The sequence below is a fragment of the Saccharopolyspora antimicrobica genome (assembly GCF_003635025.1).
GTDB classification, from domain to species: Bacteria; Actinomycetota; Actinomycetes; order Mycobacteriales; family Pseudonocardiaceae; genus Saccharopolyspora; species Saccharopolyspora antimicrobica.
Genome location: NZ_RBXX01000002.1, coordinates 470,838 through 484,156, shown reverse-complemented (window position 1 = coordinate 484,156; position 13,319 = coordinate 470,838). Strand labels below are relative to the sequence as shown.

The following is a 13,319-nucleotide window of genomic DNA, read 5'->3' as shown; positions in this document are numbered from 1 at the left end:
TGGATGGTGCTCGGCCGGGTCCGCGCGGAGACTACCGGCCGGTAACCGCACTCTAGCGCTTATTACCCGCCGGTAACCACACGCCCACCCCTGTCGGGTGTCTCACATGCTGATCGCGCGGCCGCCGACGGTGTCGATCATCGTCGACGGCGGCCCGTTCCGCTGTGGCGGCTCACTCCGCGGCAGGCGCCGTGGCCCGGAGAGCTTCGGTGATGGCAGCCGCGGTCAGCTCCAGCTGCCACTCGCGGGCGCCCTTCTCGCGCAGCAGCGCGGTCACCGAGGCGAGGCTGCGGTCATCGGGCGGGCTCCAGCAGGTGCGTCGCACCAGGTCCGGGAGCAGCAGGTTCTCCACCGGCAGCTGGTTGGCCTCGGCGATCTCCGACAGCGCCGCGCGCGCCGCGGTCAACCGCGCGGCCGCGTCCGGATCGCGGTCGGCCCACCGGTTGGTCGGGGGCGGACCGTCGCTGGCGGAGGCCGGAGCGGGCAGCTCGTCGTTCTCCAGGCGGCGCGCCGAGCGCAGCGCCTGCAACCACATCGAAGCCCGGCGCCGCTGCTGCCTGCCGCCGAACACCGGCAGCGCGACCAGATCGGCCTCGGTCTTCGGCCCGGCCTGCGCGGCCTGGACGATCGAGGAATCGGGCAGCACCCGGCCCGGAGCGAGATCGCGCTCGCGGGCGAACTTGTCGCGGGTCTGCCAGAGCGCGCGGACCGCGGCCAGCTGGCGCGGGTTGCGCACCCGGTGGATGCCCGACGTGCGGCGCCACGGTTCGGCGCGCGGGGGTGCGGGTTCGGCGGTGCGGACCGCCTCGAACTCCTCCAGCGCCCAGTCGAGCTTGCCCTGCTTCACCAGCTCGTCGTGCATCGCCTCGCGCAGCGCGGTCAGCAGTTCGACGTCGAGCGCGGCGTAGACGAGCCAGTCCTGGGGGAGCGGGCGCCGCGACCAGTCGGCCGCGCTGTGGCCCTTCTCCAGCCGGTACCCGAGCATGCGCTCCACGAGGGCGCCGAGCGAGACGCGCTCGAACCCGGCCAGCCGACCGGCCAGCTCGGTGTCGAACAGCTTCGCCGGGCGCAGGTCCAGCTCGGCCAGGCAGGGCAGGTCCTGCGAGGCGGCGTGCAGGACCCACTCGGTGCCGGCCAGCGCCGGCACCAGCGGATCGAGCTCACCGCCCAGTGCGATCGGGTCCACCAGCACGGTCCCAGCGCCTTCGCGGCGCAGTTGCACCAGGTAGGCGCGTTGGGAGTAGCGGTATCCCGAAGCTCGCTCGGTGTCCACGGCCACCGGTCCGGTGCCCGCGGCGAGCGCGGTCGCGGCGGCGTTCAGCGCCGCCGGCGTGTCCACCACCGGCGGCACGCCGTCGGCGGGTTCGGTCAACAACACCGGTTCCGGGCGGTCGGACCCGACGGTCTCGGGGCTTGCAGCTTCCACGGCTATCAGACCTTACGTGCTTTGGTCCGCTCCGTGGGGCCACTCCGACCGAGCTCGTCGGGCCGACCGCTCCGGTACAGGTGCTTCGGCGTCCGGATCAGCGGATCACGCCGGCCCGCATGGCCAGCGCGACCATCTGCGCCCGGTCGCCGGTGCCCAGCTTGCGCCCTATCCGCGACAGGTGGCTCTTCACCGTGAGCGCGGAGAGGTTGAGGGCCTCACCGATCTCCTTGTTGGAACGGCCGTCGGCCACCAACTGGAGAACTTCGACCTCTCGCCCGGACAGCTCGCGAGGGGTGTTGTCCGTCCCCGGCACGCGGGTACCGGCGGCAAGCACCGGAGCCACGCTGGGGTCGGCGTACACCCCGCCGTCGAGCACGCGGCGCACGCCGTCGGTGACCACCATCGGCGAGGCCGACTTCAGCAGGTACGCCTGCGCACCTGCTTGGAAGGCGGCCCGTACCGCGTACGGGTCATCGGACGATGCGAGCACCACGATCCGCGGCCATCCCTGGCTCCGGAGTTCGGTGACCAGTTCGATACCGGTCCCGTCCGGAAGCCCGAGATCGAGGATCGCGAGGTCGCACGGACCGGTGGCCAGAGCGCGAGCCCTGGCCTCGGCCATCGATGCGGCCTCGTGCACCGTGCCGGCGCCCATCTGCAGCAGCCGGGCGGCGATTGCCTCCCGGAGCAGCGGATGGTCGTCCACCACGAGCACCGTGAACAGCTCTTCCCGCGGGTGCGGGACCATGTTGGCCGGCAAGGTGCCGGCGGGCGTGGTTCGAGCGGCCTGACCTAAGCCGACGGCAGCCACGTCACTACCTCCGTGGAGTCGGTCGTGCCCCCCGACCGGCACCGGGACTCTCGACCAATCAGCCGCGCCACTGATCGACCGAAAGTGGTGTCGTCGGGTGGCAGCGTAACCGCCCAAGCGGGTCAGCGGGACGATCAATCGGGTATCTATCCCGATCGAGTTGTGACCCGACCATGATCACATCGCACTTTCGGGTGACTATCCGCAATCGCCGTAACGTCGGAGCGTGGCCAATCGACGTAACATGAATGCGTATCGTGAAAAACTTGCACAATCAACGTTTCGCGGCCTCTGACGGAACTTCGCGAATGAAAACGCGGCTTCGGCGTGTCGCGGAGTGGGCTTGTCGCTGCACCTTACGCGCCGCAATCGGCGGATACAGCCGGTGATCGGACCAAACCGGATCAGTCGCGCGGCGCAATGCCGTTCGACGGACGGCCGAGCATCGACACGCCTTCCGGGGGCAGTCCCGACGCGCTCGCCATCAGCTCGTGGAACGCCGCCGCGTGCGGCCCCAGATCGGCGTCGGTGGCCGTCCACGACCCCCGCAGCTCCAGATCGTGACTGCGGGAGGGGCCTGCGATGTCGCCGAAGCGGGCCGAGGACGTCAGGGTCACCGTGCCGCCGAGCGCGGTCCACGCCGCCCCGGAGCCTTCGAGCGCATCGGTGAGCCACGACCAGCCGACCGCGGGCAGCAGCGGGTCGGTGGCCAGCTCCGGGTCCAGCTCGGCCCGCAGGTACACCACGAGCCGCAGCACGCCGTCCCACGCCTCCTGGCCCTCCGGGTCGTGCAGCAGGACCAGCCGAGCGGTGGCCAGCTCGCCTGCCGGGCCGTTGGCCTCCGCCGCCAGCGCGTGCGCCCAGGGCGCGAGCCGCTTGGGCGGGCCGACCTCCGAGAGCTCGATCTCCGCTCGCGGGCGGGCCGACGTCAACGTGGCAACTGCCTGCCGAAAAACCTCGGGCGCCGCCGCCATCTCCGTCACGCCGCCGACTCTAGGCGGCCGGGCGCGAGCGATGGCGGAGGCACGCCGATCAACATCGCGCCGCACCTCGCTCCAGGGGCCCGACCTGCGCCGTCGCGCAATGCCAGTTCGCCGGACCGGGCCTCCGGGCGACATGCGAAGATTGCCGCGCAAGCCCGGTCCGCCGCCGAGGCAGCGCCCGTGCGGTACTCCCGGGATCGATCGACGTACGGACATTGACCCCGATGACGAATCCCGCACCGGTCCCGGCCCGCCGAGACCTCGCCGACGCCCCCTTCCTCGTCGCCGCGCGCGGCGGCACCCCCCGGCACACCCCGGTCTGGTTCATGCGTCAGGCCGGCCGCTCGTTGCCGGAGTACCGCCGGATCCGCGAGGGCGTGCCGATGCTGCAGTCGTGCCTGACCCCGGAGCTGGTCAGCGAGATCACCCTGCAGCCGGTGCGCAGGCACGGCGTGGACGCCGCGATCCTGTTCAGCGACATCGTGCTGCCGCTCTACGCCGCGGGCATCGGGCTGGACATCGTCGCGGGCACCGGGCCGGTGGTGGCCGAGCCGGTCCGCAGCGCCGCCGACGTCACCGCGCTGCCGCAGCTGGAGGCGAGCCAGGTCGAGCCGGTCGCCGAAGCGGTCCGCCTGCTGGTCGGCGAGCTGGGGTCCACGCCGCTGATCGGGTTCGCCGGTGCTCCGTTCACGCTGGCCTCCTACCTCGTCGAGGGCGGCCCGAGCCGCAACCACGAGAAGACCAAGGCGCTGATGCACTCCGACCCGAAGACCTGGCACGCGCTGCTGGAGAAGCTGTCGGAGACCACGCTGCAGTTCCTCCGGGTGCAGCTGGCGGCGGGTGTCGACGCGATCCAGCTGTTCGACTCGTGGGCGGGCGCGCTGTCGCTGCGCGACTACCGCGAGTTCGTGCTGCCGCACAGCGAGCGGATCTTCGCGGGCGTCGCCGAGATCGCGGACGTGCCGAAGATCCACTTCGGGGTGGGCACCGGCGAGCTGCTCGGCGCGATGCGCACCGCCGGGGCCGACGTGGTCGGCGTCGACTGGCGGATCCCGCTGGACGACGCGGCGGCCCGGCTGCGGGCGGCGGCGCCGGACGCGGGCGAGCCGGTGGTGCAGGGCAACCTCGACCCGGCGGTGCTGTTCGCCGGGTGGGACGCGGTGGAGCACGAGGTGCGCCGGATCCTCGCCGAGGGCCAGGCAGCGGGCGGGCACATCTTCAACCTCGGCCACGGGGTGCTGCCGAGCACCGACCCGGAGGTGCTGACCCGGGTCGTCGAACTCGTCCACACCGCGAGCAAGCAGCAGTGATGGCACCGCGGGTCGCAGTCGTCGGCGGCGGCATCGCCGGACTGGCCGCCGCCCACCGGCTGCGCCGGGAGCTCGGGCCGCAGGCCGAGATCGTGCTGGTCGAGCAGGCCTCCCGCGTCGGCGGCAAGCTGCGCACGGTCGAGCTGGCCGGACGGGCCTACGACCTCGGCGCGGAGGCGTTCCTGGCGCGTCGGCCCGAGGTCCTGCGCCTCGCGGACGAACTGGGCGTGGCGGCCGACGTCGTGCACCCGGGCGGTGTGTCGGCGTCGGTGCACGCCGGTGGCCGGACGCGGCGCCTGCCGACCGGCACCGTGATGGGCGTGCCCGCCGGCCCGGAGGCGGTGCGCGACGTGCTGTCGGATTCCGGCCTGGCGGCGGTCCGCGCGGAACCGGAGCTGCCGCCGCTGCGGCTCGACGGAGCCGACATCTCGGTCGGCGAGCTGCTGCGCGGCCGGGTCGGTGACGAGGTCGTGGACCGGTTGGTGGAGCCGCTGCTCGGCGGTGTCTACGCGGGCGACTCGAACCGGCTCGGGCTGCGGGCGACCGTCCCCGCTCTGGCGGCGGCGCTGGACGCGGGCGCGGAGTCGATCACCGAGGCGGCCGCTTCGGCGCTGCCCGCGCCGAAGCCCGACGCGCCGAAGCTGCCGGTGTTCGGCGCGTTCCACAGCGGCTACCGGCGGCTGATCGACCAGCTGCTGATCGCCGCCGACGCGCAGCTCCGGCTCGGGCTGCCGGTGCGGGGCCTGGCCCGGACCGCGACCGGCTGGCGGCTGGAGATCGGCGCGGCGCCGAGCCCGGAGTTCCTCGACGTCGACGGCGTCGTGCTCGCCGTGCCCGCCCCTTCGGCGCGCCGCCTGCTCCAGGACGTCGTGCCCGCCGCAGCGGTCAAGCTCGGCGAGGTGGAGCTGGCATCCATGATCGTCGTCGGCTTCGCGCTGCCCGCGGACGTGGCGCTGCCCAATGCCTCGGGCGTGCTGATCGCGCGCGGCGAGCGGCACGCCGACGGAACCCCGTTCACCGCGAAGGCGTTCACCTTCTCCAGCAACAAGTGGCCGCACCTGCGCGGTGCGGGCGGCGAGCTGCTGGTGCGCGGTTCGGTCGGCCGCTTCGGCGAGACCGCCGACCTGCGGCTGGACGACGCGGAGGTGCAGCGCAGGGTGCGGGCCGATCTCGCCGAGCTGACCGGGATCGCGGCGGAGCCGGTGGACTCGGTCGTGCTGCGCTGGGGCGGCGGGCTGCCCCAGTACGGCGTGGGCCACCTGGACCTGATCGCCGACGTGGAACGAGCGGTGGCGGAGCAGCCGGGACTGGCGCTCGCCGGTGCGGCGCTGCACGGCGTCGGGGTCCCGGCGTGCGTCGCGACGGGGGAGGCCGCAGCGATGGAGATCACGCGGGCCCTGCTGCGGGGGACACGCCGGGAAGTGGGACCATGAAGCCATGGCGCGGCTGAACTACGACGAGCTCAACGACACCATCCGCTACACCATGTGGTCGGTGTTCCGCATCGAGCAGGGCACCCTGCCGGAGGACCGGGCCAAGGCGGCTCAGGCGACCCAGGAGTACCTGGACTCGCTGGCCGACTCCGGCGTCGTGGTCCGCGGCGTCTACGACGTCTCCGGGCTGCGGGCCGACGCGGACTTCATGATCTGGTGGCACTCCGAGCACATCGAGCAGGTGCAGGCGGCCTACACCGGTTTCCGCCGCGAAACCCCGCTCGGCCAGTCCTCCGAGCCGGTGTGGAGCAACGTCGCGCTGCACCGCCCCGCGGAGTTCAACAAGAGCCACATCCCGGCGTTCCTGGCGGGCGAGGAGCCGCGCCGGTTCATCTGCGTGTACCCGTTCGTGCGGTCCTACGAGTGGTACCTGCTGCCCGACGACGAGCGCCGCAAGATGCTGGCCGACCACGGCAAGGAAGCCCGCGACTACCCGGACGTCCGGGCGAACACGGTGGCCTCCTTCGCCCTCGGCGACTACGAGTGGATCCTGGCCTTCGAGGCCGACGAGCTGCACCGCATCGTGGACCTGATGCGGCACCTGCGCGGCACCGAGGCCCGCCTGCACGTCCGCGAGGAGATCCCGTTCTACACGGGAACCCGGGTCGACGTCGCCGACCTGGTCACCCGCCTGCCCTGACGGTTCCCGGGCGGGGCCGCGAGCGATCGCGGCCCCGCCCGGTCATTTCGCCTGCGCGATCTGCTGGGTCGGGGTGTCCGGAGTGGACAGACTCGCGCTGATGGTGCGCTGCAGGTGCCGGTGCACGCTGTTGAGCTCCTGCCGCAGCCCCAGGACCTGCCTGCTCAGCGCGTCGCCCTCGGCCAGCGTGTCGGTCTCGACCGCGCGCAGCAGCACCCCGAGGTGCCCGTGCAGGCGCTGGTGCACGTCGACGAACCGGACGATCTGCTGCTGCGTCTCCAGCGCGGGCGAGGTGCGCGCCACCGCCTTGATCACCGTCTCCTGCCAGCGCTGCGCGGTCTGCCGGTAGTGCCGGTCGGCGGCCACCCGGTAGTGCGGCGCGACCTGGCCGTCCATGGCGGTGCGGATCAGCTCCTGGCTGCTGTCGACGAGCTCGCGGGCGCTGGTGGTCACCGCGTAGGCCCACTCCCACTGCTCGGTCTGCGTGCTGGCCTGGCGCTCCTGCCTGGCCTCCTCCAGCTGGGCCTGCGCGAGCTTGATCTGCTCCCACGCCCGCTCGGCCTGCGCGCGGGCGTTGTGGGCGGCTTTGGTCGACTGCTCCGCATGAGCTTCGGCGGCGGCCACCAGCCGGCGCATCGCTTCGGACCGCTGCACGGCCGCGCGGGCCTCCCGACGAGCCAGCCACAGCTGCCAGCCGGCGATCCCGACGGCCACGACGGCCAGCCCGGCGGCGATCCACGTGACCAGCTGCTCCCAACCCATGCGCCAAACGCTGACACAACACCCCGATCGGCTGTTCCAGGTAGGAACAATCTCACGTTGCGATTCCGCAACTGGAGGTGTTCGCTGAATCGCTACGCGGCTTGGCGTCCGCCGCTCACCAGTTGGTGCGCCCGCTGGTAGGACACCCCGAGCACCTGCCCGATCTCCCGCATGGACAGGCCGATGTCGTGCAACGTCGCGGCAGCACCGCGGAGTTCCTCGGCCGCCTTCCCCTGCGCCTGCGCTGCCTCCGCGCGCAGCGCCTCCGCCCGGTCCAGGCGCTCCTGGACTTCGGCGGGGAGGTCGATGTGGATGTCCAACTCGATCTCGGCGGCAGGCACGTCGAGCATGCACTCGATCAGATCCTGCGCCATTTCCCCGATCTCGCTGACCTTGCGCGCCTGAGTCCAGCGATCCACCGCTGGAACGTAGACCGTCCAGTACTTCTTGCCCCGCTCCACCTCGACGCGGTACGTCGTCACCGTCCCCACCATCTTTCACCCAGCTCCACTGAGGAGCTTGCGTTGCTTCACAACGCTACTTCTATAGCGGGGTAGACGCAGGCGTCAATCGCGCCATAGAAGGTGCACTCGAACTGGTGGGCGTTACTCGCTGGGCACCAGGCGGACGGCGATGGAGTTGATGCAGTAGCGCTGGTCGGTGGGGGTGGCGTAGCCCTCGCCCTCGAAGACGTGTCCCAGGTGGCCGTGGCAGGTCGCGCACAGGACCTCGGTGCGGCGCATGCCGAGGGAGTTGTCCTCGCGGAGGATCACCGCTTCGCTGTCGGCCGGGTCGTAGAAGGACGGCCAGCCGCAGTGCGACTCGAACTTGGTCTGGCTGCGGAACAGCTCCGCCCCGCAACCGCGGCACTCGTAGACCCCGGTGGTCTTGGTGTCGACGTACTCGCCCTGCCAGGCCGGTTCGGTGGCGGCCTGGCGCAGCACCGCGTACTCGTTCGGGCTGAGCTGCTCGCGCCACTCCTGGTCTGTCTTGCTTACCTTCGGGGTACCTGCGACCGGATCCATGCTTCCACGCTAATGCGTGCCGAGATCAACTGCACTGCCGCGTCCGCGCGAGGAGTCGAACACCACGGCGGTTCAGCCGGCGAAGGTGTTGAAGACGAAGACGAGCGCGTTCCAGACCGTGAACAGGACGCCGAGGAGGATCAGCGCCACCACCAGGACGGCCACCAGGCGGCGGTGACCGTTGGCGCGGTTGGCGCTCTGGGCGAAGTCCTCCACTCCGCGCAGCATGCCCTCGACCGTGGCGTCGGAGTTCGGGCGCTGCATCCGGTCGCGGTGCTCCGCGAAGGCCTGGACCTCGGGATCGGCCGGGTCGAGCCCGTCGAGTTCGTCGCCGAGGCGACCGTTCCGGTCCTCGGGTTCACCGCGCTCCACCGCACCACCGTAGCGCCTCCCGGGCGCGCTGCGAACGATCTGCCGGGTCCGTCATCCGTGGGTACGCTGCAGGCCGCTCCACTGAGGACAGGAGGCGCCGATGACCGCGCAGCCAGCGGACCTGTTCCGGCCGGAGCTGGACGTCGCAGCACCCGAGCGGCAGCGGCGCTGGACCGTCCTGCTGCGGTTGCTGTTGCTGGTACCGCACTTCGTCGTGCTGTGGTTCGTGTCGATCGCGGCCGCGGTGGTGCTGATCGTCGGGTGGTTCGCCGCGCTGGTGCTGGGACGTCTGCCGGACTGGCTCTCGGGGTTCCTGGCCCTCTACGTCGGGTACCAGGCGCGGGTGTCGGCCTCCCAGCTGCTGCTCGTCGACCGCTATCCGCCGTTCCTGGTGGACCAGCCGGACTACCCGGTGCGGGTGGAGCTGCGGCCGGGCGAGCTGAACCGGCTGGCGGTGCTCTTCCGGATCGTCCTGGTGATCCCGGCGGCGATCCTCAGCGCGATCGTCGCGCACGGCTGGGCGGTGCTGGCGTTCTTCATCTGGCTGATCGTGCTGGTGCTCGGCCGCACGCCGCGCCCGGTATTCGACGCCACTTCTGCGGTGCTGCGCTTCAGCTTCCGCACCAACGCCTACTTCTACCTGCTCACCGGCGCCTACCCGCGCCACCTGTTCGGCGACGCGCGGGCCGAGGAGAACCCGCCGCGGCAGTCACCCGGCACGCGCCCGCTGGTGATGTCCAAGGGCGGCCGGGTGCTGCTGGTCGTGTTCATCGTGCTGGGCGTGCTCGGCCTGGCGGGCAACGGCGCGGTCCAGACGACCTACCCGCCGTTCGAGCAGGACCCGCACGAATACCAGTACGCGCAGCCGGAGTGAGGTCTCCGGCTCCGGGGTCAGACGACGGCTTCGGGCCAGCGGCGGAGGATCTCCTCGATCGTCTGCTCCGGGGTCTGGCCGGAGGTGTCCAGCCACAGGCCCAGGCGCGGGGTCTGCTCGTGCAGCACCGCGTTCAGCTCGGCGATCGCCCAGGTGTCGTAGGCGGTCTTGCCGCGGCCCGCCTCCCGGTCGGCGATCGCCTCGACGTCCGGGGCGAGCACGACCACCAGCAGCGGGCGGCTGCGGATCTGCTCGACCAGCTCGGGCAGGTGCTCGCCGAGCACGACGTCCTGGGCGACGACCGCGAAGCCCTCGGCGAAGTAGGCGTCGGCGGCCTGCGCGGTCAGCCGGTGCCGCAGGCGGAGCTGGCGCAGCGCCTCCTCTGACGGCGGCGCGGACATCTCCTCGCGGCCGCCGACGACCATGCGGCGGAACGTGTCGCCGCGCAGGTGCACCGAGCGCGGCAGCCGTTCGGCGATGCCTTGCGCGATGGTGGACTTGCCTGCGGCCTGGATGCCGGTGATCAGCAGGATGGCGCGGTCGAGCACGGTGCTCCTTCGGTCGGAGGAGTCGATCATGCCACCGGTCGCCCGATCCGTCGCCTGGATTTCCCGGCGACTACGGATTGCAATGAGTGCATGGGTACTGATCATCTCGTTGGCGGATACCGGTTCGCTCGGCCAGCGGTGTCGGCGTTGCTCCGTTGGCGAGCACCATCGCAACTGCCGGAATCACCCACGAAGCGGGAGGCCATCATGGTCCGCACCGAAGTCGAGCGCGCTCCGCAACCCCAGGGCGGCTGCAGCTGCTGCGGCAGCTGCAGCGGTCCTTCCTGTGGCTGCTGCTCCAGCTGCGGCTGAGCGGCGCGGGTCTGCCCGGGGTGTTTGCGGGATCACTCCGGGCAGGCCATGCCGTCGGTCGGCACGGTGCCCTGCAGCAGGAACCGGGTGACGGCGTCGGTGACGCACCGGGAGCGGGCGACGGCGCCGTGCCCGGAGCCCTGCCAGCGCACCAGCACCCCGGTCGGCAGCTGCTCGGCCATGTGCTCGCTGCCCGCTTCGAGCACCAGCGGATCGTTCGCGGTGCTGATCACCGGGATCGGCGGCAGATCGGGCCGGCGCGGCGCGGGCAGCGGTTGCTGCGGAACCGGCCACGACCCGCACCACACCAGCCGCTGCACGGCGGCCCCGCCGAACAGCGGGAACCTGTTCACCCAGTCCGTCGCGAGATCACCGGCGCGCTGCGGCGGCACCCGGAGCGTGGTGTCGTTGCAGCTGGTGATCAGCTCGCCGTCCAGCCACGGCGGGTTGATGCCCTGCGCGGTGACCAGCGGCGCGCTGAGCGCCGCCAGCCCGGCACCATCGCCGCGGTCGGCCGCCGCCAGCGCATCGGCCAGCGCGGGCCAGCTCTTGCGATCGCTCAGGCCGAGCAGGATCGCCTGCACCACGCGGCCGCTGCCGATGGTGGTGCTCCCGGCCGGTAGCGGCGTCTGGCGCGTGCGCTCGACGAGGCCGTCGACGGTCTTGCGCGGCTCCGGCCCCAGCGGGCAGCCGCGACCGGCGCAGTCGGCGGCGAAGACGTCGAAGACGTGCTCCGCGGCCTGCGCTTCGTGCTCCGCCTGCCCGATGGCGTCGCGGGTCGGATCCGGCGCGCCGTCCAGCACCATCCGGCCCACCGAGGTCGGGAAGCGCTCGGCGTAGGTGGTCAGCAGCCGGGAGGCCTCGCCGCGGCCGATCGCGTGCAGCTTCGGCACGCCCAGGTCCAGGCGCAGCTCTTCGAGGTCGGACGCGGCCCGCCAGGTGTCGTAGGCCTGCAGCCGCTCGTCGAGGTCGAGCAGGCACTCCTGGCTCGCCCGCAGCACCGATTCCAGCAACCGGTCCAGCTGGGCGCGGTCGGTGGCGCGCGCGTCGAAGTCGACGATGGCTTCGCGCTGCGGCTGCGGGACGCAGGCGGCGGGGTCGGACTCGCCGGTGCCGCGCCGGTCCATGCCGATGATGTCGAAGGTGTTCAGCAGCTCGGGCAGCTGCGCGGCCATGCGCGCGGCGAAGGTGGTGCCGGGCTCGCCACCGACGTCGCCGGCCACCACCAGCGGCACGCGCTGGCCGGTGCCGACGCGCAGCAGCGCGTTGCGCGCGGTGCCGCGCTCGGGCGCTTCCGGGGAGTCGAGCGTGCTGAGCAGCTGCGAGCAGCTGACGGTCATCCCCGGTGGCAGCTCGCCGAGTTCCGCGCGGGTCTGGTCGGTGCAGTCCGACCACAGGAGCATGTCGTCGCTGGGCCCGCCGAGCTCCGGGACGGGCGCCGGTTTCGGCGGCTGCGGGGCGGGTGCGACCTGCTGGTCGCCGTCCTGGAAGGCGACCGGCGGGCGGCCCGACGGACCGGCCGAGCACGCCGCGAGAACCACCAGCAGCAACGGCAGCAGCACGGCCCCGGCCCGGTGAGAGGTGCGCGGCACGGGTACTCCTCGTCGGCGACGCGGTGGCGGAACCCGGTCAGCATCGCATGATCCAGGTGAGGCCCCGGTGAGGGCCCTGACATTCCGCTGGGCGTCCCGGCGACGCGGAGTTAACGTGCGGCGGTAGGCGGACTTCGATCGTGAAGGGGCAACGTGCACGTCGCGCAGATCGGCTCGGGCGCATCCTCGGGCAGGCGACCGCTGTTCAGCTGGGGCCAGGCCCCGGCACGAGCGCTCGGGGCGATCCCGCCGCCGATGCTGGTGCTGCTGGGCGTGGTCAGCCTGCAGGTCGGCGCCGCCTTCGCCAAGCAGCTGTTCACCATGGCGGGCGCCTCCGGGGTGGTGGCGCTGCGGTTGACCTTCGCGGCGCTGATCCTGCTGGCGGTCTGGCGCCCGTCGCTGCGGATGGACCGGCGGACGCTGGCGGTGGTGGCCGGTTACGGCGCGGTGCTGGCGGGCATGAACGTCTGCATCTACCAGGCGTTCGAGCGGATCCCGCTGGGCGCGGCGGTGACCATCGAGTTCCTCGGCCCGCTGGTGGTGGCGGTGGTCGGCTCGCGCCGCAAGCTGGACCTGGTGTGGGCGGCGCTGGCCGGGCTCGGGGTGTTCCTGCTGGCGCGCGTCGAGGGCGGTCTGGACCCGGTCGGCGTGGGCTTCGCGCTCGCGGCCGGAGCGATGTGGGCGGGCTACATCCTGGTCGGCGCGAAGCTGGGCAGCCGGACAACCGGTGGCTCCGGCCTCGCCCTGGGCATGGCCTTCGGCGCCCTGGTGGCGGCACCGTTCGGCATCGCCGAGGCGGGCACGGCGCTGCTGCACCCGGCGGTCCTCGTCGCAGGTCTGGTGGTGGCGCTGATGTCCTCGGTGATCCCGTACTCCCTGGAGCTGGAAGCGCTGCGCCGCATGCCGCCGAGGGTCTTCGGCGTCCTGATGAGCCTGGAACCGGCGGTGGCGGCCCTGGCAGGACTCCTGGTCCTGGGCGAACTCCTCGGCACCTGGCAGTGGGTGGCGATCGCCTGCGTGGTCATCGCCTCGGTCGGCGCGGTCGGCATGACCAAGTCCGGGACCAAACCCGAGGACACCGGCGCCAACTAGTTCCGCGCGCTGCGGCCCGGGTGCCGTGAGTGTTTCGGGTTGCTGTGACACCCCAAAACACTCACGGGTTTGACCT

Annotated in this window: 14 protein-coding genes; 5 read left to right on the top strand and 9 right to left on the bottom strand. The window is 72.2% G+C overall.

What is annotated here, in order from left to right:
• Nucleotides 1-172: 172 nt before the first annotated feature.
• The 3 genes from ATL45_RS02825 to ATL45_RS02815 form a co-directional block, all read right to left on the bottom strand.
• Nucleotides 173-1,432, bottom strand: coding sequence for an HRDC domain-containing protein (locus ATL45_RS02825; RefSeq protein WP_093157508.1), 1,260 nt, complete (start codon nt 1,430-1,432; stop codon nt 173-175).
• Between the two features lie 91 nt (nt 1,433-1,523).
• Nucleotides 1,524-2,240: a response regulator gene (locus ATL45_RS02820; protein ID WP_010695004.1), complete on the bottom strand. Its 717-nt coding sequence runs from the start codon at nt 2,238-2,240 to the stop codon at nt 1,524-1,526.
• Between the two features lie 404 nt (nt 2,241-2,644).
• Entirely contained in the window at nt 2,645-3,223 is a 579-nt protein-coding gene (locus ATL45_RS02815) for a DUF3000 domain-containing protein (RefSeq protein WP_170210147.1), read from the bottom strand.
• Between the two features lie 224 nt (nt 3,224-3,447).
• Between ATL45_RS02815 and hemE the strand changes: the two genes are divergently transcribed.
• From hemE to hemQ, 3 genes are read left to right on the top strand one after another with little or no spacing between them, the layout of a single operon-like run.
• A complete protein-coding gene (hemE, locus tag ATL45_RS02810) occupies nt 3,448-4,533 on the top strand; it encodes a uroporphyrinogen decarboxylase (protein ID WP_093157510.1) in 1,086 nt (361 codons plus the stop codon).
• A complete protein-coding gene (gene hemG, locus ATL45_RS02805) occupies nt 4,533-5,966 on the top strand; it encodes a protoporphyrinogen oxidase (protein ID WP_093157511.1) in 1,434 nt (477 codons plus the stop codon). Before hemE ends, hemG begins: the two co-directional genes overlap by 1 nt.
• 4 nt (nt 5,967-5,970) lie before the next feature.
• Nucleotides 5,971-6,666 (top strand): hydrogen peroxide-dependent heme synthase, encoded by a 696-nt coding sequence (gene hemQ / locus ATL45_RS02800; protein ID WP_093157513.1) that lies wholly within the window; start codon nt 5,971-5,973, stop codon nt 6,664-6,666.
• Between the two features lie 42 nt (nt 6,667-6,708).
• Here hemQ and ATL45_RS02795 read toward each other — a convergent pair whose 3' ends face one another.
• The 4 genes from ATL45_RS02795 to ATL45_RS02780 all read right to left on the bottom strand — a co-directional run bounded on the left by ATL45_RS02795 (nt 6,709) and on the right by ATL45_RS02780 (nt 8,825).
• Nucleotides 6,709-7,428 (bottom strand): hypothetical protein, encoded by a 720-nt coding sequence (locus ATL45_RS02795; RefSeq protein ID WP_093157514.1) that lies wholly within the window; start codon nt 7,426-7,428, stop codon nt 6,709-6,711.
• A gap of 92 nt (nt 7,429-7,520) precedes the next feature.
• On the bottom strand, nt 7,521-7,910 hold the full coding sequence (locus tag ATL45_RS02790) for a hypothetical protein (protein ID WP_211841168.1): 390 nt from the start codon (nt 7,908-7,910) through the stop codon (nt 7,521-7,523).
• A gap of 123 nt (nt 7,911-8,033) precedes the next feature.
• A complete protein-coding gene (gene msrB / locus ATL45_RS02785) occupies nt 8,034-8,453 on the bottom strand; it encodes a peptide-methionine (R)-S-oxide reductase MsrB (RefSeq protein ID WP_093157517.1) in 420 nt (139 codons plus the stop codon).
• Between the two features lie 72 nt (nt 8,454-8,525).
• Nucleotides 8,526-8,825, bottom strand: a complete 300-nt coding sequence (locus ATL45_RS02780) for a hypothetical protein (protein WP_093157519.1) — start codon at nt 8,823-8,825, stop codon at nt 8,526-8,528.
• A gap of 100 nt (nt 8,826-8,925) precedes the next feature.
• Here ATL45_RS02780 and ATL45_RS02775 point away from each other — a divergent pair, with 100 nt between their 5' ends.
• A complete protein-coding gene (locus tag ATL45_RS02775; protein WP_093157520.1) occupies nt 8,926-9,699 on the top strand; it encodes a DUF4389 domain-containing protein in 774 nt (257 codons plus the stop codon).
• A 17-nt stretch (nt 9,700-9,716) separates the two neighbouring features.
• Here the strand turns inward: ATL45_RS02775 and ATL45_RS02770 are convergent, their stop codons facing one another.
• Nucleotides 9,717-10,247, bottom strand: a complete 531-nt coding sequence (locus ATL45_RS02770) for an AAA family ATPase (protein ID WP_246025132.1) — start codon at nt 10,245-10,247, stop codon at nt 9,717-9,719.
• Nucleotides 10,248-10,591: 344 nt separating this feature from the next.
• Nucleotides 10,592-12,151 (bottom strand): alpha/beta hydrolase, encoded by a 1,560-nt coding sequence (locus tag ATL45_RS02765; RefSeq protein ID WP_093157524.1) that lies wholly within the window; start codon nt 12,149-12,151, stop codon nt 10,592-10,594.
• A gap of 153 nt (nt 12,152-12,304) precedes the next feature.
• Here ATL45_RS02765 and ATL45_RS02760 point away from each other — a divergent pair, with 153 nt between their 5' ends.
• A complete protein-coding gene (locus ATL45_RS02760) occupies nt 12,305-13,243 on the top strand; it encodes an EamA family transporter (RefSeq protein WP_439332436.1) in 939 nt (312 codons plus the stop codon).
• The last annotated feature ends 76 nt before the right edge of the window (nt 13,244-13,319 follow it).

Excerpts from the sequence above, each read along its gene's own strand:
- hemG (WP_093157511.1), top strand. The coding sequence starts at position 4,533 with ATGGCACCGCGGGTCGCAGTCGTCGGCGGCGGCATCGCCGGACTGGCC.
- msrB (WP_093157517.1), bottom strand. The coding sequence starts at position 8,453 with ATGGATCCGGTCGCAGGTACCCCGAAGGTAAGCAAGACAGACCAGGAG.
- hemE (WP_093157510.1), top strand. The coding sequence starts at position 3,448 with ATGACGAATCCCGCACCGGTCCCGGCCCGCCGAGACCTCGCCGACGCC.
- hemQ (WP_093157513.1), top strand. The coding sequence starts at position 5,971 with ATGGCGCGGCTGAACTACGACGAGCTCAACGACACCATCCGCTACACC.
- ATL45_RS02775 (WP_093157520.1), top strand. The coding sequence starts at position 8,926 with ATGACCGCGCAGCCAGCGGACCTGTTCCGGCCGGAGCTGGACGTCGCA.
- ATL45_RS02795 (WP_093157514.1), bottom strand. The coding sequence starts at position 7,428 with ATGGGTTGGGAGCAGCTGGTCACGTGGATCGCCGCCGGGCTGGCCGTC.